Annotated in this window: 35 protein-coding genes; 1 reads left to right on the forward strand and 34 read right to left on the reverse strand. The window is 39.5% G+C overall.

What is annotated here, in order from left to right; all coding sequences use genetic code 11:
• Positions 1-56: 56 nt before the first annotated feature.
• The 34 genes from ACYU0V_RS13100 to ACYU0V_RS13265 all read right to left on the reverse strand — a co-directional run bounded on the left by ACYU0V_RS13100 (position 57) and on the right by ACYU0V_RS13265 (position 19,115).
• Complete coding sequence (locus tag ACYU0V_RS13100; RefSeq protein WP_130121512.1) at positions 57-557, reverse strand: zinc ribbon domain-containing protein; 501 nt, start codon at positions 555-557, stop codon at positions 57-59.
• Positions 558-628: 71 nt separating this feature from the next.
• The gene (locus tag ACYU0V_RS13105; protein ID WP_461847792.1) at positions 629-856 is read right to left on the reverse strand and encodes a hypothetical protein; all 228 of its coding nucleotides are present in this window, start codon (positions 854-856) and stop codon (positions 629-631) included.
• 35 nt (positions 857-891) lie between these two features.
• On the reverse strand, positions 892-1,206 hold the full coding sequence (locus ACYU0V_RS13110) for a hypothetical protein (RefSeq protein ID WP_199111925.1): 315 nt from the start codon (positions 1,204-1,206) through the stop codon (positions 892-894).
• A 6-nt stretch (positions 1,207-1,212) separates the two neighbouring features.
• On the reverse strand, positions 1,213-1,980 hold the full coding sequence (locus tag ACYU0V_RS13115; protein WP_045899654.1) for a hypothetical protein: 768 nt from the start codon (positions 1,978-1,980) through the stop codon (positions 1,213-1,215).
• 62 nt (positions 1,981-2,042) lie between these two features.
• The gene (locus ACYU0V_RS13120) at positions 2,043-2,486 is read right to left on the reverse strand and encodes a hypothetical protein (RefSeq protein WP_461847795.1); all 444 of its coding nucleotides are present in this window, start codon (positions 2,484-2,486) and stop codon (positions 2,043-2,045) included.
• A complete protein-coding gene (locus ACYU0V_RS13125; protein ID WP_461847797.1) occupies positions 2,479-2,961 on the reverse strand; it encodes a hypothetical protein in 483 nt (160 codons plus the stop codon). The genes ACYU0V_RS13120 and ACYU0V_RS13125 overlap by 8 nt, the downstream gene beginning before the upstream one ends.
• A gap of 7 nt (positions 2,962-2,968) precedes the next feature.
• Positions 2,969-3,160, reverse strand: coding sequence for a hypothetical protein (locus tag ACYU0V_RS13130; RefSeq protein WP_461847798.1), 192 nt, complete (start codon positions 3,158-3,160; stop codon positions 2,969-2,971).
• Positions 3,161-3,169: 9 nt separating this feature from the next.
• Entirely contained in the window at positions 3,170-3,553 is a 384-nt protein-coding gene (locus tag ACYU0V_RS13135) for a DUF4054 domain-containing protein (protein ID WP_461847799.1), read from the reverse strand.
• A gap of 9 nt (positions 3,554-3,562) precedes the next feature.
• On the reverse strand, positions 3,563-3,940 hold the full coding sequence (locus ACYU0V_RS13140; RefSeq protein ID WP_461847801.1) for a hypothetical protein: 378 nt from the start codon (positions 3,938-3,940) through the stop codon (positions 3,563-3,565).
• 12 nt (positions 3,941-3,952) lie between these two features.
• A complete protein-coding gene (locus tag ACYU0V_RS13145) occupies positions 3,953-4,933 on the reverse strand; it encodes a major capsid family protein (RefSeq protein ID WP_461847802.1) in 981 nt (326 codons plus the stop codon).
• Positions 4,934-4,936: 3 nt separating this feature from the next.
• Positions 4,937-5,407 (reverse strand): structural cement protein Gp24, encoded by a 471-nt coding sequence (locus ACYU0V_RS13150; RefSeq protein WP_461196753.1) that lies wholly within the window; start codon positions 5,405-5,407, stop codon positions 4,937-4,939.
• An 18-nt stretch (positions 5,408-5,425) separates the two neighbouring features.
• Positions 5,426-6,622 carry a DUF2213 domain-containing protein gene (locus ACYU0V_RS13155; RefSeq protein ID WP_461196754.1) on the reverse strand — a complete coding sequence of 399 codons (1,197 nt, stop codon included), beginning with the start codon at positions 6,620-6,622 and terminating at the stop codon, positions 5,426-5,428.
• Between the two features lie 77 nt (positions 6,623-6,699).
• Positions 6,700-7,551 carry a hypothetical protein gene (locus tag ACYU0V_RS13160; protein ID WP_461847804.1) on the reverse strand — a complete coding sequence of 284 codons (852 nt, stop codon included), beginning with the start codon at positions 7,549-7,551 and terminating at the stop codon, positions 6,700-6,702.
• A gap of 71 nt (positions 7,552-7,622) precedes the next feature.
• Positions 7,623-8,435, reverse strand: coding sequence for a phage head morphogenesis protein (locus ACYU0V_RS13165; protein ID WP_000207477.1), 813 nt, complete (start codon positions 8,433-8,435; stop codon positions 7,623-7,625).
• The gene (locus ACYU0V_RS13170; protein ID WP_461847805.1) at positions 8,380-9,714 is read right to left on the reverse strand and encodes a DUF1073 domain-containing protein; all 1,335 of its coding nucleotides are present in this window, start codon (positions 9,712-9,714) and stop codon (positions 8,380-8,382) included. Before ACYU0V_RS13170 ends, ACYU0V_RS13165 begins: the two co-directional genes overlap by 56 nt.
• Before the next feature lie 8 nt (positions 9,715-9,722).
• Positions 9,723-11,249 carry a phage terminase large subunit gene (gene terL / locus ACYU0V_RS13175; RefSeq protein ID WP_461847806.1) on the reverse strand — a complete coding sequence of 509 codons (1,527 nt, stop codon included), beginning with the start codon at positions 11,247-11,249 and terminating at the stop codon, positions 9,723-9,725.
• Positions 11,227-11,703, reverse strand: coding sequence for a DUF2280 domain-containing protein (locus ACYU0V_RS13180; RefSeq protein WP_461847807.1), 477 nt, complete (start codon positions 11,701-11,703; stop codon positions 11,227-11,229). Before ACYU0V_RS13180 ends, terL begins: the two co-directional genes overlap by 23 nt.
• 58 nt (positions 11,704-11,761) lie before the next feature.
• Positions 11,762-12,403: a putative metallopeptidase gene (locus tag ACYU0V_RS13185; protein WP_461847808.1), complete on the reverse strand. Its 642-nt coding sequence runs from the start codon at positions 12,401-12,403 to the stop codon at positions 11,762-11,764.
• The gene (locus ACYU0V_RS13190) at positions 12,372-12,839 is read right to left on the reverse strand and encodes a hypothetical protein (protein ID WP_461847809.1); all 468 of its coding nucleotides are present in this window, start codon (positions 12,837-12,839) and stop codon (positions 12,372-12,374) included. Before ACYU0V_RS13190 ends, ACYU0V_RS13185 begins: the two co-directional genes overlap by 32 nt.
• Positions 12,840-12,851: 12 nt before the next feature.
• Positions 12,852-13,043 (reverse strand): hypothetical protein, encoded by a 192-nt coding sequence (locus ACYU0V_RS13195; protein ID WP_461847810.1) that lies wholly within the window; start codon positions 13,041-13,043, stop codon positions 12,852-12,854.
• Between the two features lie 64 nt (positions 13,044-13,107).
• Positions 13,108-13,338 (reverse strand): hypothetical protein, encoded by a 231-nt coding sequence (locus tag ACYU0V_RS13200; protein ID WP_262460517.1) that lies wholly within the window; start codon positions 13,336-13,338, stop codon positions 13,108-13,110.
• A 159-nt stretch (positions 13,339-13,497) separates the two neighbouring features.
• The gene (locus ACYU0V_RS13205) at positions 13,498-14,139 is read right to left on the reverse strand and encodes a hypothetical protein (RefSeq protein WP_461847811.1); all 642 of its coding nucleotides are present in this window, start codon (positions 14,137-14,139) and stop codon (positions 13,498-13,500) included.
• A 122-nt stretch (positions 14,140-14,261) separates the two neighbouring features.
• Complete coding sequence (locus ACYU0V_RS13210; RefSeq protein ID WP_363809472.1) at positions 14,262-14,441, reverse strand: hypothetical protein; 180 nt, start codon at positions 14,439-14,441, stop codon at positions 14,262-14,264.
• Positions 14,442-14,580: 139 nt separating this feature from the next.
• Positions 14,581-15,315 (reverse strand): hypothetical protein, encoded by a 735-nt coding sequence (locus ACYU0V_RS13215; protein WP_461847812.1) that lies wholly within the window; start codon positions 15,313-15,315, stop codon positions 14,581-14,583.
• Positions 15,316-15,378: 63 nt separating this feature from the next.
• Positions 15,379-15,837, reverse strand: a complete 459-nt coding sequence (locus ACYU0V_RS13220; protein WP_461847814.1) for a hypothetical protein — start codon at positions 15,835-15,837, stop codon at positions 15,379-15,381.
• Positions 15,834-15,992 (reverse strand): hypothetical protein, encoded by a 159-nt coding sequence (locus tag ACYU0V_RS13225; protein ID WP_461847816.1) that lies wholly within the window; start codon positions 15,990-15,992, stop codon positions 15,834-15,836. Before ACYU0V_RS13225 ends, ACYU0V_RS13220 begins: the two co-directional genes overlap by 4 nt.
• Positions 15,989-16,321 (reverse strand): hypothetical protein, encoded by a 333-nt coding sequence (locus tag ACYU0V_RS13230; protein WP_461847817.1) that lies wholly within the window; start codon positions 16,319-16,321, stop codon positions 15,989-15,991. Before ACYU0V_RS13230 ends, ACYU0V_RS13225 begins: the two co-directional genes overlap by 4 nt.
• Positions 16,318-16,509, reverse strand: a complete 192-nt coding sequence (locus ACYU0V_RS13235; protein WP_461847819.1) for a hypothetical protein — start codon at positions 16,507-16,509, stop codon at positions 16,318-16,320. Before ACYU0V_RS13235 ends, ACYU0V_RS13230 begins: the two co-directional genes overlap by 4 nt.
• Positions 16,502-16,624: a putative phage replication protein gene (locus ACYU0V_RS13240; RefSeq protein ID WP_461847821.1), complete on the reverse strand. Its 123-nt coding sequence runs from the start codon at positions 16,622-16,624 to the stop codon at positions 16,502-16,504. Before ACYU0V_RS13240 ends, ACYU0V_RS13235 begins: the two co-directional genes overlap by 8 nt.
• Positions 16,621-17,730, reverse strand: coding sequence for a hypothetical protein (locus tag ACYU0V_RS13245; protein WP_461847822.1), 1,110 nt, complete (start codon positions 17,728-17,730; stop codon positions 16,621-16,623). The genes ACYU0V_RS13240 and ACYU0V_RS13245 overlap by 4 nt, the downstream gene beginning before the upstream one ends.
• The gene (locus ACYU0V_RS13250; protein ID WP_206222025.1) at positions 17,727-17,948 is read right to left on the reverse strand and encodes a hypothetical protein; all 222 of its coding nucleotides are present in this window, start codon (positions 17,946-17,948) and stop codon (positions 17,727-17,729) included. Before ACYU0V_RS13250 ends, ACYU0V_RS13245 begins: the two co-directional genes overlap by 4 nt.
• Positions 17,945-18,274: a hypothetical protein gene (locus tag ACYU0V_RS13255; RefSeq protein ID WP_461847823.1), complete on the reverse strand. Its 330-nt coding sequence runs from the start codon at positions 18,272-18,274 to the stop codon at positions 17,945-17,947. The genes ACYU0V_RS13250 and ACYU0V_RS13255 overlap by 4 nt, the downstream gene beginning before the upstream one ends.
• Before the next feature lie 49 nt (positions 18,275-18,323).
• Positions 18,324-18,824 carry a phage regulatory CII family protein gene (locus ACYU0V_RS13260; RefSeq protein WP_206222027.1) on the reverse strand — a complete coding sequence of 167 codons (501 nt, stop codon included), beginning with the start codon at positions 18,822-18,824 and terminating at the stop codon, positions 18,324-18,326.
• A 69-nt stretch (positions 18,825-18,893) separates the two neighbouring features.
• The gene (locus tag ACYU0V_RS13265) at positions 18,894-19,115 is read right to left on the reverse strand and encodes an XRE family transcriptional regulator (protein ID WP_206222028.1); all 222 of its coding nucleotides are present in this window, start codon (positions 19,113-19,115) and stop codon (positions 18,894-18,896) included.
• Between the two features lie 130 nt (positions 19,116-19,245).
• Here ACYU0V_RS13265 and ACYU0V_RS13270 point away from each other — a divergent pair, with 130 nt between their 5' ends.
• Entirely contained in the window at positions 19,246-20,034 is a 789-nt protein-coding gene (locus tag ACYU0V_RS13270; RefSeq protein ID WP_461847824.1) for a LexA family transcriptional regulator, read from the forward strand.
• The last annotated feature ends 104 nt before the right edge of the window (positions 20,035-20,138 follow it).

The raw sequence follows: 20,138 nt of genomic DNA on the forward strand, positions 1-20,138 counted from the left end.
GGTAAATTAAAAGAAGTAAAAAACCCCGTGATTACGGGGCTTTTTTGGAAGACTATTTATTGAATTACGACTAAATCAGATATTCCACAACTTGAAGATGCAGCTTGTGAGTGGATGAATCCCATATTGAATTCTTTAACTGTTTTAGTTTGTCCAGCTTTTACAATTTCATAAATTACACGGCTGTTGCTATCGATTTTTGTCTTACTATTTGAATAGTGCTCACACTCAACAGTTATATCCTTAATGTCATACTTGCTGTTATTTTTGATTTTAAAATCAACTAACATGACACTATCAAATCCACCTTTTGACCAATCATAATCAAGTACAGTGTTTTTAAGAGCATCTTCTTTAGGCGACAATTCCCTAGTGCTATTTGATGATGAAGATCCCTCACCACCACCCGCAATAACGCCAATAATAAAAAGAATGACAAAGCCTAATAAAATCCATTTTAGAATTGAGCGTTTTTTAACTTTAGCCCCGCAACTTGGACAATTTTTAGCTTGAGTGCTAACTTGTGCCCCACACTCTTTGCAATTAGTTAAAGCCACAGATTTATCCTTATAAAGTTTTAATTAACAAACTTTAACCAACGCTTACAAATAATGCAAATAGGGCGGCCTTAACCACCCTGAGGGAAAATTTCGAAGACTTCTAGCATATCGTCTTCATCATCATCTGAAACGGTAATAGCTTGCGGTGTTTCTTCGATACCCATGAAAGCTTCTAAAATACGACAAAGACGTTGTATTCCTATATGTGCGGGAGGGTTACTTTGCTGATACGCACTTAATGCTCTTAATCTGGGTAGATCCATTTCATCACGTACATAGTCGTAATCTTTACCCATGGTTAGCACTAAATGCGTGTAAAGCTCCTCCCAATCTATTCCCCCGAACCACCTGCAGCGTTGTCATCATTTCCTTTAAGACCAGACACCGACATTACAGCTTCCATGACTTCTGTTAGCTGATCCATATAAATCATCTCTGCAACATCATCACGTGTGATATCAGGATAATTTCGCTTAAGCGACTTAAACGCAACATCAATCACAGTGCCAACATCATCGGGCTTAAATGCTTGAAGAGCTGGCAATAACTTTTCAACCGCACCAAGTGACAATGGAGCAAATACAAATGGCTGCCCATCAATAATAATTGTTGAGCCTCGCGGGTTTTCAACTTGCTTAAATTGCATTTGGTATTACTCCGATAAATCGATTTTGAAAACACGGTTTAGATCATCAGCCATAGGCTGGAATTCAAACTCAGGAATATCGTAATCATCCTGTTTTGAACTGAATCCAAGTTTGTTACTGGTACAACGGAAGAAATTCATGTGCATGAACTTGCCTTTGTAGTCACGTTGCAGGTCAACGGCAAACTCTGGCGTATAACCCATATCTAGGTTTGATACAGTGATTGACTTTGCACCCGCTACCATTGCTGAATAACGGAAGTTAATAAATACAGTTTTACCTGCATCGGCAGCAGCAAATGTATAAGCACCGGTTGCAGCATCTACACTGTATTGTCCAGTTGCAGGCGCTGAAGCTACACGTTTAAGCGGGATTGCTTTAGCATCGGTTACGCCTAGATCCTTTACATATGTACCGCTGTTAGGAACAACCGGTGTAACAGCACCACCAGCCGGAATCACTTCACCATTAATGGTTTGGGAAACTGTTTCAATTCCACCTTCAGCAACAACGCCACCGAAAAAAATGGAATTTAACAAAGTACCGTTAATACGCCCGAAAGAAGCTTTACATTTAATGGTACCTTTACCACGCGCAGCATCTACAGCGAATTGACCACGACCGAAAAGCTCTTTTAAGTCATAGCTAATATCCACACCAACGGATTGCATCACACCCACTTCAACTGGTGTGGGATTACTAATCGGTTGCCCGTAAACATCTTGAATCGGTGTAGCAAAGATCTTGCCGGCACCAAATAAATATTGAGCCATTTATATTGACCTCTCTAAAATGACAAAACCGCCATAGAGGCGGTCATAAAATGAATGTTTTGTTAATTGGTTGTGAGGATCCGGATAGGAATAATTGCAATCGCCTGATCATCCAGCATGTTCTCTACTGCTTCATATACTTCTACAGTGCCCTCGATCCAGCAGTGCTCTACCAAACCTCCTAAGGTCTGACACTCATTAAAATCTGGATGGTCTGGTTTTATAGCTTCACGTACACGATCGATGAAAACATTCATCTGTGATGATGGTGGTTTATCTCTATCAGCCTCATGGATATAGAGATAGACCTCAGCAGCAAGTTCAACTTTTGAATCTAAACCATGTACCGGTACTTCTTGCTGATTGCCTTGTGTAATAAACATGGCTGGGCGCTGTTCAGGTGTTACGTGGTTAAAATGACGTAAACGGCGACTGACTGTAATCAATCCCTCTACCCTTGCACTTAACCGATCAAACAACGCCTGATAGATTGCTTCGCTATCCACCTGCTATACCTCGCTCAATTGCTGCATCAATATTTTTCGGCACAATCTTGGCCACAATATCCAGTGAATCACGCATGAAGCGCAGTTCTCTAAAACGAACATTCCTTGAGTGAGCCTTCACATTGACTTGAACTGGTGAGATAGGTCGACCAAAAGCCTGTTTGATTGTTCGAAGATGAGCCTTAACGCCCATAGATCCATGTAAGCCAAACTCATGAGCAAAGGCATAAGGAACCAAAGCACCACCAGCTCCTACCGTTCCCTCTATCGAATCCTTATCCTCATCTACTTTAGATGAAACGGATCCACGTAAGCGGCCAGACTGAACTTTTAGCCGTTGGCCACTCAACATATCTTCCTGAATAATCCGCTGTAAGCGCAAAGTAAGAGCGTTAATCGTGCGTCTTATTTCAAACCTAACGCGATTATTCATCTCATCAAAGTTGACATTGCTATCAACACGATAATCGCTCATAGCTTAATTACTCTTTAGCAGAGGCTGTCGATTTCTTTGGTTCAACAACTTCAACAAAACGCTCAAAACCTAAGGGCTTTAAAATATGGATAATGTCATTATCAGATTCTAAAACGCCGTTATTGATATCTAGGTTTTGACCAGCAATAACAACCTTTGTTGGCTTATAACCTTTTGGTGCCTGATATTTAAAAGGCATGTGTCTCTCCTATACGACAAAAGCGCCAACGCCTAAACGGTTAGGGTTTGTGCCTTCGTCATCGATTGGAATGGAATTTTTTAATGCAAGGTAGCGCTGGCCATACATGCTGAGATCATAGAAAGCTTCTTTCGATGATCGTGAATAACTTACACTTTGGCCCGCAATTGTCATGCTTGAGGCGGTACCAAAAGCAGCACCATTGCCGCTTGCGGTACCAACTTTAAGAATGTGTGCTGCATATAGACCTACAGCACGTTCCTTTAATGCCCCAAACTCAATTTGAGATACAACCAGATCAGCTTCTTCTAATGCATCCTGAATTCTCTCATCTGGCAAAGACATTAAACTCGAGTCAGTCGAGAACTTCTGGCGAAACGTTTGTACGTCCATATAACCACCTTATTCCTTAGCCTGATCTAACTTAGCCTGTAACTGCTCAAGTGTTTCATCGTCACTGAACGTTACTTCAAGTGCAGTTAATTCAGCTTTCACGGCGGCCAAAGCAGCTTCATCTGCTGCCTTAGCGGCGTCACTGGCTGCATCCGTTTGCTTGCCACCTTTACCACTACGGCCGCCTGTTTTACCTGCTGCTTTTGGCTCATCATCTGGGATTTCCTGAACTTCAAGTTCACCTTTATCAACGAGTGATTTAAAGGCTTTACCTTTTGAAATACGCGTGAGATCCGCAGCACTAACTTCCACGGTTTGACCCTGACCGACTTGAATCCCATCAAAAGAAAAAGCGGCCTGAGAGCCGCTGTAAGTAATTTTTGGCATGTTTAGTTTTCCTTATTCAACATCGTAGTAGCGGAGAGAATCGACACGTTTTAAATAGACACCTTCATACATATAGTGTCCTGGTGTTCGCATCACATAATTGATAGGTTGAGCTGCTAAGAATTCCAGTTCATTACAACGGAAAGTAATGCAGCTTGGATCACGGCGATAAATAATGCTACGGTCAGTACCACCTTCACCTTTACCTTCAAGCATACTTTCAGAAGTGAATGTCAGTGTTTTACCTTGCATTGCAAAAGTGTTTTTTTCCTTAATGTACTCAAGGAAGGTTTTACCCGCTGAATCGGGAACGATACGGCTAGCAAGAATGGTGAGCTTATTCTCAGGCATTACGAAAGTATCAGGCTGAATACTGCTATCAAACTTAGAGGCATTTGACGCGCCTTTAATTGCCTTATTGATATCAGCAAGAATAGCTTCAACTGTAGCTGTAGCATAATCAACCGTAGAGGAAATAACCTCTACACCTGTCTGGTTATAGAAGCCGAGTAAACCAGTTTCAGGCTCACCAAACCAAGCTACATCACTCATGTGATTTTCATAAGCTAATCGAGCAGCTTCAACTTTATCAGTCGTTAATTGAATGCCAGCTTTTAAGGCTGATGCAGCTTCAAAAATACTGATTTCATAACCGATTACGCCCGGCTGTACAGTAAGTTTTACTTGGTCATACACCACTTCTGCTAAGGGTACATCGTTGCCAGTACCAGAGAAACGCTTACCACGTCCAACACCTTTTTTACGCTGTAAGACACTTGCGGATCCCATTACTGCGCCGTCTAATGACTCAATAGGCAAATATTTTGCATAAGCTTGAGCTTCAGCAAGTTGCGGTGTCATTTCATCAATTGATTCAAGCTTCAACAATAACTTAGCAAAGTTATCTAAATTGAATGCATCACCTACAGCAGCTTGAACACCATGGGCTACAGCAGTTAAGCGAATTTTCATCCGTTCTAATTGTTTTGACATTGTTTATGCTCCACGTAATCGAAGAATTGCTAAGCCATCTGGACCAGAGATGGTTTCCCATGAGGCATTAGGTAGTTCTGTTGAATCTAATGCTGCAGAAGAAAGTGAACCTAGCGGCGCTTGGGCAGTAGGGTTCGCGGTACGCACATAAACCTTCGCGTTGATATCAATCACAGGTGCAGTAGGCTTTACCCAAATTGAACCAATCTGCATGACAGGTGCACAGTCTTTCGTTTGATAAGCTTCTTTTCCTAAGGCATTTTTTCCTGTTTTACCTACGTGCTGAAAAACGACTACACCAAACTTTGTATTGGTTGCTCCAGTTACTGCGCTAACTGTTTTTCCATCGGTAGACTGCACGACCACTTCGCCATCACTTACTACGCCTGTACCAGCAACTGGTAAAGATAGAATTTCTTCAGGCATGTGCAGGCGTGCACGCATACCCGGAATAGCTTGAGGGGTTAAAGACATTGTAATCTCTCCAGTTTCTTAGAAGCTTTTTTTCCAAGCTTCTTTTTTGTTGTTAGGTTTAGGCTCTCCATCATCTGGTTTGCCATCACCTGCTTGAATGTTTTGTTGCTTATGCAGGGCATCACCTACTGGATTAGATGGGTGTGTACCTTTCACAGCAGACAAAGCGCGGAAAGTTGTATCGATCTGATCAGGTTTGGCATCGCCTACTGACACGCTACCTAATAAGGCAGTTACCAATGCGTCACCTGCTTTAGCCGCAATTACATCGCGTTTGATTTGCTCGCATGTGCAGCCTTCAGTTTTAACTGTTGGCACCAATGCTTTAGCATCGGCAATTACAGCTGCACGTTCGGTTGCAGCTTGTTCTAGCTTTTCAGGTGTCATCTGGTTTTTTTCCAGATCACCTACTTTCTGCTCAAGAGTTGTTTTATCGTTATGCAATTGATCTACAACTGCTTGAACTGCATTAAGTTCATCACCGATAGAAAATTGTTTATCCCCGACTTTAAGCTTTGCAGCTTTTAAGTTATCGATTTGCTCTTGCTGGATCTTTAATGCATCCGCCAAAGGCTTGTTATCGCCAATGTCAAAACGCATACCGTTTACAATTACTTCCATTGTTTTCCCCTCTGGTGGAGTTTGCTTTTGGTCACCGATGCGGCAATCACCACCACAGCGACCGTATTTAACGAGTGCTACGTGATTGCCAATAAAATTGATAAATTTTGCTTGGTACACCGTGCCATCTGGCGCCGTGCCCTGCTCTAAAACTAATGTGGCTCCATAACCCAGCGACATTTCTAATCGCTCGTTGTTCTGGATTAAATTAATGCTGTCTTTATCTTTAATGAGCAAGTCACCCACTAGATATTCGCCTTCTTGGCGGACGTTCTCACAATAGCCAATGTGATAATCCTTCCAGTTGGCTGCATTAATTTCATTCTTGGGTGGGTGATAATCTGTAGCATCAGCACCATCCCAACTTTTAATCGCTGCCGGCTTAAATAGTTCTTCTGCGGATGTATAGACGTTAATAGTCTGATCTGCTGAAAAGCCTTCTAAGTTTGGGAACTCATACGCATAGTACTGACGTACCTGAGGTGCTTTACCCAAGCGAACATTTACGCATTTCAAATAACCTTCTGGTGTATATGAACGTGTGGATTCACTCGGAGCAAAGTCACCTACCTTAAAGCGGTAAATGTTTTTCATAAATTGCGCTCAATAAAAAACCCACCATTTGGTGGGTTTGAAATATCAGATTTAATTTCCTGTTATGAAAATTTTCTTTATTCGTAATCTAAGGTAAATCTATGGCCTGTTTCCTTAATTATATAAACAAATCTTTGATTAGCCTCATCCACCTCCAAACCGATAGTTGCTATTTCAGTTGTTCTTTTTTGAGGGTCAGCCTCTAATATTTGATCAATGTTCGTAGAAATTGCATCAAATGAGTTCTCAAATGTAATTAAAATCCTCTGAACATTCGTTATGGCTTCTACAGGCGATCCATTAGCAACAACACCAAAACCTGGTGGGTGATATTCTGTACCATCCTTTACTCTAACTGTTGTGTTGTAGCCTTTACGTCTTAAAATTTTATATTGCTCTTCTGTCAATGGTTCGCTAGTCGATTCAGACTTAAAACTAGTTAGTAGATTAGGCCAATTTTCATGAATAGTTTCGATGATATCTAAATCGCACCAATCGCCATGTGAGAAAATACCAATAATGTGTGCTTGAGAGTTAGAAAAGTGGATAAACAATAAATCCGACGTTCTTTCCATATACCCATCACTTTCCACAACATTACCTAAATGAAAATGCTGGATTCTCCAATGAGATAACATATCATCATTATAATCTAGCTTTTTAAGGTTTCTGCTTTGATATTTATTTAAAGAGTTTCCTTCTTCTATATCTAAAATAATTTTTTGATAAGCACCTAAATGTTCAGCAGGTATGACTAAATTTTGAGGTTCAATCACCTCTCTCGGTTGAGCGTTAATAATTCTGTACTTATAACGTTGATATAAATGAATTGGTCCATTTGTTCCAGCCTTATAATTACCAAACTCACTAACTAATTTTTTATGACAGTAATCTTCGTAATCTTTTAAAATTTCATTTTTAATTTCCATTACCCCACCTTAAAAAAATGATTAAATAAAATTTAATTACCAAGTTATTAAAATCTCATAAAGTAATTAAATTAATCAATCAAAATATCCTCATAATTAGGCAAAGCTGTGCAACGACAACGAATAGGCTGACCGGGATGTCCACCATCTGGCGGAGAATCCCATCTAAATGTCTTGCCCTGCTTATGTTGGTGATCTGGCCGCACACGCTCATCTTTCGCCGTTTGCCATGTGTATGTCTCAACACCCATTGAAAGCTGTCGGGCTTGGTTAATTTGGCCGTTAATCTTGCCCATCTGATCACTAGCAATAAGTCGTGCACGATAATCAGTAGATAAACCCAATTGCTTAATAGCTTTGGCCAACTCTTCATTGGTTTGTCCAGTTTGCAAAGCATTGGTGATTAATACCTCAAGCTTATCGGCATATTGCTGCGGAATAGACTTAATCAAACTGACATTTGCCGTGATGTTTAGATCTACCTCGTCCTGAATATCTGCAGCTCTATAGAACGGCGTTAGATCCACACCAATAATTGTTTTGGTGTGCTCTGCAATTTGCTTGTCCACTTCCTTTTGGGTATCAGTCACAACTTTTGTGGCCAACGGTCGGGAAATCTCAACAACATATTTTGTGAGCTTTTCTCTAAACGCCGTCATCATGTCCGAAAACCAAGCATCACCGATATTCTGGCCAACTGTAGGAATAACTAATTCTTTTGTTTGTTCCTGACAGTATTTTGAAATAGCCAGTAATTGCCGAGTGTAATAAAGCTCAACACGGCGATTTACGTGCACGGCTCTTGGCTTAGAAGCTTTGCGACCCTTTTTACGTTTCTTCGCCTGCTGGAGGTGGGGTTTCAGGATCTGAATTATCGTTGTCATTAAGCTTCACCATTGTCTCAAGCTCTTTGATATGTTTTTCATCAATCACTGAATAAACACCGTCAATAACAAGCTGTTTTGCTATTTGTGGCTCGGTAATGATGCCCATTTCTAAATACTTGGAATCCCGTTCTGCGTTAGCCTTTTCGACCTCAGAACGCACCTTAGCGTCTAATTGCCATAACGGGTTAAAAACAACATCTAAGCTTGGAAATTGACGACCAAATGTAGCTTGAACAATCACTCTTAAAAGCTTCAACATGAATGGCTTTAAGGACCAAATTTGCTTAGTAGCGATACTGTCGTAATAGTTCCGTGTGTCATGCTCACCTGTTGCATTCATCCCCGCTGGTGATTGGCCAAATAAAATTGTATATGGCATATCAGCAGCACCAGCAGCTTGAATAGAGAATTCACGCATAAGGTCAGGTAAACCACCAAAGCTATAAGATTTAGAATCGTATTCTTCGTCTTTATCCAAGACGAGCATACCGTTTAAACCCTTAAGCAATCCGACACTGAGAAAACGTTCAACTACAGATTTCATGTCCTCTTTGATCTTATCGACCAAGTTGGGCGTCCTAATCACATCAATTTTTGATTCATGCACAAGACTAGCTGAGGCTTTCTTAACGGCGGCATGATCAAGCAAATCCTCATAAACTTCCTGTAAAACACTTACAGGCTCTTCATTGACCACATCTGCATGACCAAATTTAATTAAGCGAGTGTGGTGGATCCGCTGGTTAGACTTTCCATCGAGATTAAGCTTGTAAAATTCAGGTTGCTTTAGAAGTCCGCCAGCTTCATTTGGTGGTAAGTACTTTGAAGTATCGGCTTCAATCTGCTTTTTCTTGAGTACGGTGAAAAACTCCAAACGGCCAACGCCTAACTTGTTTAAATCAAACGGTTGATCTAAGTTGCCGCCGTCCACTGTGCCTAGAAGCACATAGCAAACGCCATATAAGCGAGAAAGGACTAAACTAGATAAGAGCACCCCATCTAAGTTAAAAGCCTTACAAGCCTCTTTAAGCTTCAATAAATCGCTATCCTGAATCCCTTCATAGAACCAACCAGCTCGGAGCATATCACTGGCTGGACGGTTGACGATTCGTTTTGCTAACCAGTGTTGATACACAGCTTCTAATTGCTCATCAGGAATTACTTTTTTAACGAAAGATCCGTGAGAAGCTTTGTCACGTTCGGTACCAATATTTGAGACAAAGTTTGTATACGCCCCTGCATCGCCAATTGCATCGGACTTTTTATCTTCAGCCATAATTTCCTCTAATCAAATACAGTTGGCTTGCTTGCTAATGAATCGTTAATTGCATCAATGGTTGGGTCCCATTGGTCGTCATGGTCATGTGTCCAATCGGCCGTGAGCCCTTCTATTTCTTCAATGTAGTTCAAAAGCCATGGTGCGTTTGCTGGTAACCAAACGCGCTGATCTTCAACATAAAGAATGACGTCCATTGTCCTTGAGAGCTTGTCCTCATCCCGCTGAATTGCCCTAATAGGTAATGTAGTTTCCCTAGAAATAGATTGAATTAATCCGGTACCACTCGCCTTATCTTCTACCGCCATATAACGCAGTTTTCCGATTTTGGTGTTGCTATCCTTATGCTTATTGATAAAGGCTTTAGCCTCCTTCAAAAGCTCAGGTGCTTCCCACTTCCCGCGCTTCACGTCAATGATGTAAAGGTTATTGTCATAGCCAAGACCAGCACATAAGAACACAGAGAAGTCATTATGCTTTTTGACCTTCTGAGCAGTATCGGCCCATACAGCCCGCCACTTAAGAACTGGTAGATCAAGATAACGTGGGAACCATTCAGCCTTAACAAGATCACCACCAAGCTTTTTAGGGGCCTGCTGGTATTGGCTAGCAAACGTATAACGGGATACCGTGGCGCCGTCTTTATCCTGTCCGCCTTGTTCGAGTTGCAATAGCGATTGCAATGATTCTTTTAATGGCCAATAGCTTTGACGGCCTTTAGCATCACGCTCAACATTACGTGGAATTTTGCTTTGTATTTTTTCAGGCAACTTACTGATGTACTCATCATCGATAAGTGCTGGGATGCTAATTTGCTCCCATGCACCAGGCACATTACCCGTTAGCACAAAGTTAGTCGGATCCTCTACATGCAAACGCTGCATGATCAGAATAATTGGCGTGTCAGATTTAGCTTTACGCGAGTTGACCGTATTTAAGATTTTACGGTTAGCTTTACGTCTAGCAGTCTGACTAAAAGCATCCTCAGGCTTTAATGGGTCATCCAGAATAATCGCACCGGTAAAGCCCTCATCCGCTAAAGTACCTGCACGGCGACCTGTGACCTGACCACCCATCGAAGCAGAATAAACATGACCAGCGTCATAGCCATCGACCGTAGTTTTCCAACTCGATTTAGCATCCGTACTGGTTGAGATCTTTACTGGCCATAAATTCTGAAAGTCTTCTGACTTAACAATGTTTCTTGCTGTTGCCGATACATCCTCAACAAGTGACTGCGAGAAAGACAAATACAAAAAACGTGATCGAGCATTACGCGCTATGCCACGGGCAATAAGGTTTGTTAGTAATTCAGTTTTACCACTACCCGGTGGAACGTTAATAACTAGGTTCTTAACCTTTCCAGCAATTACCTCGTCAATCTTGTCGGCAATATATTCATGATGCCAATTGACCGAAAACTTAAAGCCCATACGTGGCAAGAAAAAAGCACGTGTGAAAAATAAATGTTCTTTCTCACATTTAATCCGCTTAGCTTTGGTTTTAACAGGATCAATATTCGTTCTCGAGTTCATCTATCGCCTGCCTTACCTGCTCATCGGTAGCAGTCACATAGGTAATGTTTGCGCTTTGTAATGGACCGCCGCCAGCGCCTGTAATTTCAGTCTTATTCGTGTACTTGCCGCCCATGTCCTCAGCAGCTTGTTTAAGAATGCTTAGAGCTGCTACACGGTTTCTACTGTGCTTTTGATATTGGCTTTCATATCGCTGTAAACGCACCGCTAAGTTTGCAATTGGGATTGCCTCAGGCTTACCCAAAAACATTTCGCGAGTCTTTTCAAAATCTTTTCTTAACTCTTCGCTTAGGTTCTCACCTGCCCGTTTAGTTGGGTCGTATTTCTCACACTGCTGTTTAGTAACTTTTACCCCGTATTCTTGGTTGACGAGCTCAGCAGTTTCTGTGGGTGTATTAAATACGGCAAGTGAGCGAACTATAAAGAGTTTTACCTCCTTTTTTAGAGCCGCCATATCCTCAATCCTGTCAACCTACGTCAACCTAAATAGCCAAAAAAAAGAGCCTCAAGGCTCAGGTAATTACGCAGTTTCCACAACATTTCGAAATATCTAAATCAGAAACAAACGGCGGGTTTTTAGCGACTTCAATAAGCCGCTTAACGTTTTCATTTGCACCCCAACGTTTAACAACACCGATAAACTCTTCCACATCGTGACCAGCTAAATAGTGCTTTGGTAAGCCAGTATGATCACTGTAAATAATCTCACCGTCCGAGTCTCGTTCTACACCAATGTGATATAGCTCATGTTCAAGCAGTGCACAAAACTCGCTATCGTTAGCCTTTTCACAAAAGCTTGCATCGATAGTGATTAAGTAAATTGGAACGAAACCGAACCAATCACGCATTTGCTGCTCTTGGCGAGCTTTCTTCCAGCCGCCCTGTTGAAACATAACTTTTTCGCACTGGCCTAACACCATCCGTTTAGCTCTCGAATAAGCAGTTGATGCCCATGCAAAAGCCAAGAACTTCTCATTGTCATGAAGCATCTCAGCGATATGGTCGTGATCTGGATTATGTAAAGGTCCACCAAGCGTAAGAAAATTAGCAACTACCCAGTTTTGTAAATCGGGCGCTGGTACTATGCGAATCGCTTCCTCTTCATCTGCTTGGTCAATAAAATCAGTTGGAGGAAATGGTCTGATCTGATTCATTAAATATTTGCCTCTTTAAATTTTTTAGCCACTGACTAGCGTATTCAGTCCGTAACTGCAAAGGTCCAGACTCATCAATGCGGCATCTTGAAGCTGTCTCTATGCGAACTACTGTGTATCCCATTTCTTCAGCCACATCGTAACGATCAAGACTCCAAGCTTTGTTTTTAAGCTTACCCTTACGTCCACCCGACCAAGGACCGCCAGCAATTTCCACCAAAATTCGATGTTCGATTAAATGAAAATCAAAACGCCAATGCTTTGTAGATTTAAATTGGAATTTTTTTTCATATTTAATTTCCAGAACGTCTAAAGCCTGTGTTAATTCTTCTTCTGCCTCTAAGTACTTTAGGGTAGCTTTAGGAAGTGGTCTACTCTTGGGTTTGGTTTTAGGTTCTCTTTTTCTAGTAAGCCAAAAATAATCTTTACCATCCATTCACTAAGCTCCTTAAAAGAAGCCCTCAGGCTTATTGTTGAGCCGTGCAATTAATTTGTTTTGCTTTGCTATGGCTAAAAAAAATCGCTCATCTAATTGAGCGATCTGTTCTGTACTTAATCCTTTCGTTGTACAGCTTCCCAAATGATTTAGATCTACTTGAAGCTGTCTTATCTCTTTCGTGATTTTTTGAAACTCAGTCATAAACACTCCAAGTAGGCAATAAAAAACCCACCGATTGGTGGGCTTCAATTGTTTGTACTATTATTTAAGATAGATATGGGTATTTTTCAGCTAGATACTTATTAGCGATTTTGGTTGTTTCCGAATAAGACATTTCAGCACAAAGCCAAAAACGATATGTATTTTCACCAACTTTATAACTCTGGCGGTTATATGTTGATTGCTTACTAGGATCTATTTCACTGGCTTCAAAGAATGTACCTTCACGGTTATTTACAACTTCACCGTCTAAATCACCGCCAATACAAATATACATTGAGCTAATCCATAAAATTATGAATGGCAGCTTAACACATAAAGTAAAAAGCCCCGCCAATAATCGATATTTAGCTGGGCCTTATTAGCATTAAAATTACAGCGCATTAAATCAAGGTAATCCAATAATCGATCAAGTTAAAAATGTAAGAATGAGTTATCAAATCTTACTTTGACTGATTCTCTCAATGTCTTTCAATTCAACAATCTTGAATTCGTTTTTTTCACCAATTTTGTGCATTAGTATTGCCTTATCAGAAAATTTATCTAAAAGTATCCAAGTTTCATAGATATTGTTCTCTTTTTTTAGAGTAACGATTGGCAATTCTTTTGTTGTTAAATTATCAGCTTCATTCTTACCATTAAAATATGGAAGCCCAACTAAAATTGCTACAATTCCAATAACTCGAAATCCGTGATGATTTGAATAAAGAACTGCTGCAAAGCAATTTAAAGCAACAATTGCATTTAATACAAATATCCATTCAGCCTTTGAAAAAAATATCATTCCTAAAAATGAACAAAAAAGTACAACATTAGCGCTTATCAATCCACCAATTAATTTGTCTCTGCCATCTATAATTTTATCCATATAGAGTATTGCAAGTACATAATATAAATAAATAATTACATTAGAAACCATGAAGTCAACAGGTGAGAATAATGAAATTAGCCAAAGTGCATCAATATTTTTGGAATCATAAAAACCTAGTTTGTATGCAGCACCAATCAAAATTATACAGGGCGTAAATAATGCGATTAAATCTAGTAAAGAGCCTTGCTTGATTTTATTAATTAACATTTCAATGAATTTTCTATTTTCTTAATTTAAAAATAATTGAGTATTAGCTAAGTTACTAACTTATTAATATAAAGCCCACCATTTGGCGAGCTCTTATAATTTGGTTTTAATAAAGATATTTCTTACAATAAATCTGAACGAGCTTGATTGTCTAAGGCTTTCTGAGCGTCATCCAATTCTTTTTTAGCCACATCCACATCTACATCTGTTTGGGCTTGTTCAAATTTACGTTTTGCTTCAAGCAATTCATTTTCACGGTGATTCAATATTTCTTGTGCTCTATTGCTCTGCGCTTCACTCATTGCGAGTCTCCAATAATTATGAAATTAGCAAATTAAAAAAGTAAAAGCCCACTATTTTGTGAGCTAATTAAGTATATTGGCGACTAAGAATTAAAAACGCCCATTTTAGAAATACTTATACTCAACCGTTCTGTTTAAGTCAAGCTAATGATATTTCTTCTGGTTCAAAATGAAACGATCTAGCCAGGCTAGTTCTAATGCTGTTTTCCCAATTTTCGATACATGCTTCAGCAATTAATTCATATGGTTCATATCTCTCAGAATAACCTGACTTAGACACTTTTAATTTTGCGATCGTAATTTTTTCGTGCAATGTATAAGGTCGTTTTCCCGTACCCGCACATTTTTCACAAAATTTTGATCCATCCGGATAACCTTGAGCATTGAACAATTCTAACTTGCCCAGCCCTTGGCAGTGTCCACACATTGCTTTAGTAAACAACCGTCCACGTAAAACAACTTCAGCTATTCCTTTGGCCACATTAGTTAAGTCACCCTGGCAATTATTCGGCTTGAAGTTTTTCTTAATCATTTCTCTATGGATCTTACCAGCCAATACGTTTCTAACACGGAAGAAATCTGCAGAATTAATATCACCTTTTTTGATTTCAACTTTGCCGGGTATTTCATCAATACGTTTCTTAAATTCCTTTCCGTCAATTATCCAGGTCTCATATATTTTCTTTGCTTCTGTAATCTCTGTAATGCGTTCAAAATCGACTCGCTCAATGAGCAGTTCAGCCCATTTTTTTGCCCCAGTAGGCAATAAAGCAATCTCCCCTAAGACAACGGATTTTGTGATTTTCCCCTTACCTTCGCTTTGAGCAATAGCAAGGCGAAGTAACTCAATAAAATCAAACTTTTCAACCAACATAATCGCCTTCCTATTTACCCTTTACCATAATTAATAAACAACTTATTGAAACCTTTGTTCACATCAAAACTTTGCATATCGCCCGAAAACAAGCATTGCTGCATCTCGCGCATGTTCATTTGTACGTTTTGCCCACCCTGTTAGTTTTAAAAAATATTTAGCATCGGTTTTAGTTTTATTAGCTGCTGGGTGAATCATCGAATAATTCAAACCTTGCTCTTTGCACCAATCCTCCCAAATCTGTGCATCTCGCTTAACAGATCCAACCCCCTCACGAGTACCAGCTCCACTTTTGGCTTGTCGTGCATCTGCGTTACCGAACCAAGTGCGTTTACGTGCATCCTCAATAAATAATTTGATGTTTTGCTTACTGTGGATTTCGACCAGCTTTAACACCTTGCTCATTGCCTGGGTAATCGTGAGTGAGCCAACATCCTGAAGCTGTCCACCTTTCCCCTGATCAATGGCCACTGCAAAACCAGTATTTACGCCAGTATCAATCCCTATTAAAACTTTGCTCATTTCTTGAGGTCCTCGAAGGCTTGTCCAATTTCTTTATCAAGTTGGATTAACTCTTTGTAATCAGCATTAGATAGTCCACCGCGGTAATATCTGTCTCGTAATTTGTCACGGCGAGCTATCGTTTTAACTAAATCGAAATTTTCTGGAATATTCATGCTTCACCACCATTAACTCCTGATTCCTGTTCACATATGGAAATATCCAAAGTCAGCTCCTCAATCATTTGCTTATTCACACCAGCAAACTCAGATCCATGAGAGATTAAATAGTCCAAGTGATCTTTAGCTTTGGATAACCCGCCTAGTTTTACTAAGCGTTCATGTACCCCCACCAGCCGTTTTAGCTCAAATACATCGACAACAATTCCGAATATTTCAAGCTTATGTAAGTCCATTGGTTGCGTTTTACTTAGTTCAAAAGCACCTTTAACGTTCGCTTTAGCACAATCAAGTCCTACCTTTCGAATTAATTTAATTGCACTCATTGGCTTTGCTCCATCACTGCAATTGCTTCATTCAGCTTATGCATTGAGTCCTTTACATAGGCATCTGCTTGAGTATTTTTAGTAATCTTGCTCAATTTGAACCAGCGCTTCATATACGCTTTAGCTTCAGCAAGTCCGCCATAAGAATTAATTAACTGTTCAGCTTCACAGCGTTGAGAGCTATCCATTGTCCACCTCACCATGTTCTTTTCTCGCTAACCACCACAAAGCCACCGCTCCGCTTAGAGCTGCTGTAAAAAATGAAATGAGCAACCCCCACGCTAAAATCTCGAATTTATTCATGCTGCCGCCCCTTTGGATGGAGTTTTAAAACCCATCTCAATCAAATACGGAATAAATGGTTTTTGTAGCTCAGGATCTACTAGCTTTTGGGCCATACGCTTTCCGGCATCCATCCATGATTCGCCCGTACGACAAAATGAATCTTTGAAATCAGGATGGTTTACAAGTAGACGAGCAAAAGTAAAAAGCTGTTTGTCAGAAGCAAAAGTTATTACCTCCGGCAATGTGTTTTCAGATTTGGATTGTTGGCCACTTGAGTTTTTGTTTTCAAAAGAGCGTGGTGCCGGTGCTTTCATCTTTGCGTATTTGGCACGTGCTTTAAGCATCCACTCTGCAAAAAACTTAACCATGTAATCATCGGAGTGATTGCGATCCTGGTTAAATCCTTCGAATGCTTTTAGCTCTCTCTCAAACCAGGAAGCTTTAAAAATCTCGTTTGTATCAATTGACGGATTGATAGAACAAATTTCTAATTTCAAATTTTCCAAAACAAACCATGTATTTTTTTTATTTTGATTAGTGTGTTTTGATAGTGTGTTTTGTGTGTTAAAAATTTTAACTAGCAGTGGTAAAAAATTTTTACTAGCAGTAGTTAAAAATTTTAACTGGCAGGTACTTTCAAGGTAGTTAAATTTTTTAACTAGCAAGCGAGATTTTTGAGGGAAATTTAAGCAAAGATTTTTGACCTTTTTGCAATTAGATGTCTTTTTAGGTACTGGTACTTGGTAGTTAAAAAATTTAACTAGCTGACCATTAAACAAACTAAAAGATTGGACCAGCACTGATCCTTTATTTGGAAAATTAATTAATTCGCCAATAAAATAATTATCAATTAACGAGTAAACATTTCCGTAAATAGATTGATCGTGCTTTTTAACCAAACCAACTTTAACCAGTTCTTTTGTACATCTAACAACAGTCGGGTGACTTTTGCCTGACAGCTCTTCTAATTGCGTAAGCGAAAGCGCATCACACTCTTTTGCCCAGCCGCGCGTTTTACGGTTAATGATTAAATAAATCTTTACTGAGGCATCTGAGATTTTACTCATTGCCTCATCAACGAAAGCGTTAGCAACCTGGAAAGAATTAGGCACATATTTACTCATGTTGTTTGTACCTCATGATTTTTATGCTTTCTGCGCTTATACCGAATGTCATAGCAAGCCTTACAAGTTGCACAGAAAATAGCTGAGCCATCTTTTCTTTTAGAACCAGATCGCCAGAAAAATTCCTCATCTAATGGAAAGTACTCATTGCATTGGATACAGAGTTTTTCTGTACCCAATTCAGTTTGAATCGTTTTAGGTAAAGGTGAATTCGTCATTTAAGTTCACCTTCTTCAATGATTTGAATGAAAGATCCCAAATAGCGGATCCGCTTAGCTCTATAAAGACTCGAGATAATTACTCCAGCGTGATAAAGATAAATTCCGTGTACACCATGTTCATCTACAAGAGCATGCATAAACTCATCGCGAGTTACGGCCGCTTGATTTTCATCATGGTTTCTACGTTTCAAATTTTGCTTACGCTCAACTAGCAAACCAGACAAAGTTCTCAAAGCCGGTTCATGCCAAGACTGGTAACTTTGTTGACGCTTTTGTTCTAAAAGTTTGTCTTTAGTCGATTGATTTGATAAATTAGTTTGCATATTCGATTCCTCTAGCAAGTAATTGAATTGAAAAGCCTGATCTCGACCATCAGGCTTTTTCGTTTCCTAATTCAGCTGTACATTTTTTCATTTGCTTAAGTGCTGCTTGATCAACGGCGGTGATAAGCTCAATAAGGTTTTGCGTTAGATGGTGAATTTCTTCATATTCCATCGGCGTAATAATTCCGTCTTCATATGCTTCATATACGACCCGATTCGCCTTACCGTTTTTAATGTTGTGCTGCATCATTGCTTCAAAAATTGATAACTCATGATGTTTAGAGCTGCTGCATCCAACTGGAACCAAAGCAAAGCCCAACTCATGAGCCCAAACCTTTAGCAATGTAGGGTTTTGTGTAAAATAGATCATGGCTTCAAGCTTTTTTAAGCTCGGTAAATAGGTGGGCATGTTTTGATTGCCGTAATTACAAACCGTGTTATGTGAGTCTCCTATTGCTTGAGCAATTTCTTTTGCTGTGCAATTGGGCGTTTTATTTACCATTTGCCAAAGTGCTATTTGTGCATCTCGGCTTAGAGTCATTTCTTGCATTGTGAAATCCTTCATTTACTTCACATATATTTTTTGAACTTTTTGATTAATACTTGCCTAACTTTGTTTTTAAGCTGTTTTTGAAGTTCCTAAAAAGAAATCAAATAGGCTTTTGTGAGTTAGTTTTTGATTACTTGCATCAACCATTTTTTGAATGGTTTCCATTCTTGGGTTTTTGCGGGCATGGATTAATTGAGTTTCCATATATCCATATGTAACTTTTACTTCTTTGCAGAATTTGAGACGTTCACTCTCACTTAATCCTCGCCAGTAGCTATAAAGAGTAAGCATTAATACACCTCACTGGTAAATTTATTAATTAAATATACCCACAAGGTAAATAAAATACAACCTGTTAGGGTATTTATTTTTTTTACCTATTGGGTATTTTTGAGTTCAGCGCTAGAGGTGAATTAAAAACATGAGTGAATTAAAGACTATTCATGAAATTAGGCTTGGTAATACAAGAAAATTAATGAAGGAATCGGGACTAACTCGTTCTGAATTTGCCGAAAAGATTGATATGTCTTATGGATTGGTAAGCCAATATATTGGAAAGAATCCAACAAAGAATATTGGTGATGAAACAGCTTTAAAAATCGAAGAAGCTTTTAATAAGCCACGTGGATACCTTGATCAATCTGACATTCAAAATGGAAATGCGCACCAATTAGAAGGTACTGCTAGTTTTAAGCAACTCGACATAGAAGCATTTAAGAAAAAATATAATATTCCTGACAGTGAAGATGCTGTACTTTTCTCAAATGTTATCGAAAAACCATTAGTTATTTCAAAAAGATGGGTTCCAGTTAAGGCATACAGCAAGATGGGCCTGGACGGTTATTTTACAGACATGGGGTATGATGGAAACGCTGGCGATGGGTACGTGCCGACTCACACTGCTGGAGATAGATCATATGCAATTAAAGGAACTGGAGACTCAATGTACCCTGCTATACGTAATGGCTGGTATGTAGTATGTGACCCAGATGCAGAATTAACGCCGACTGAATTTGTGCAAGTTTGTTTAAAAGATGGTAGATGCACAATTAAAGAATTTATTGGCATTCATAATAATGTTTTAAATCTTTTAGCTGTAAACGGCGGTGAACGCTTAACTTTTGATATGGATGAAGTCGAAAGCATTACTGCTATTACCGATATTGTGCCTCCTAGCCAACACAGACAGCAGCATCCCAAAGCTCATTAATTATTTTAATAAACCATTATTTAAACCCACCAATTGGTGGGTTTTTTTATGGCATTAACATTAAATACACCTAGCAAGTAAAAAAATAATCAATTAATTTCACC

This window comes from Acinetobacter sp. X9, assembly GCF_054889255.1.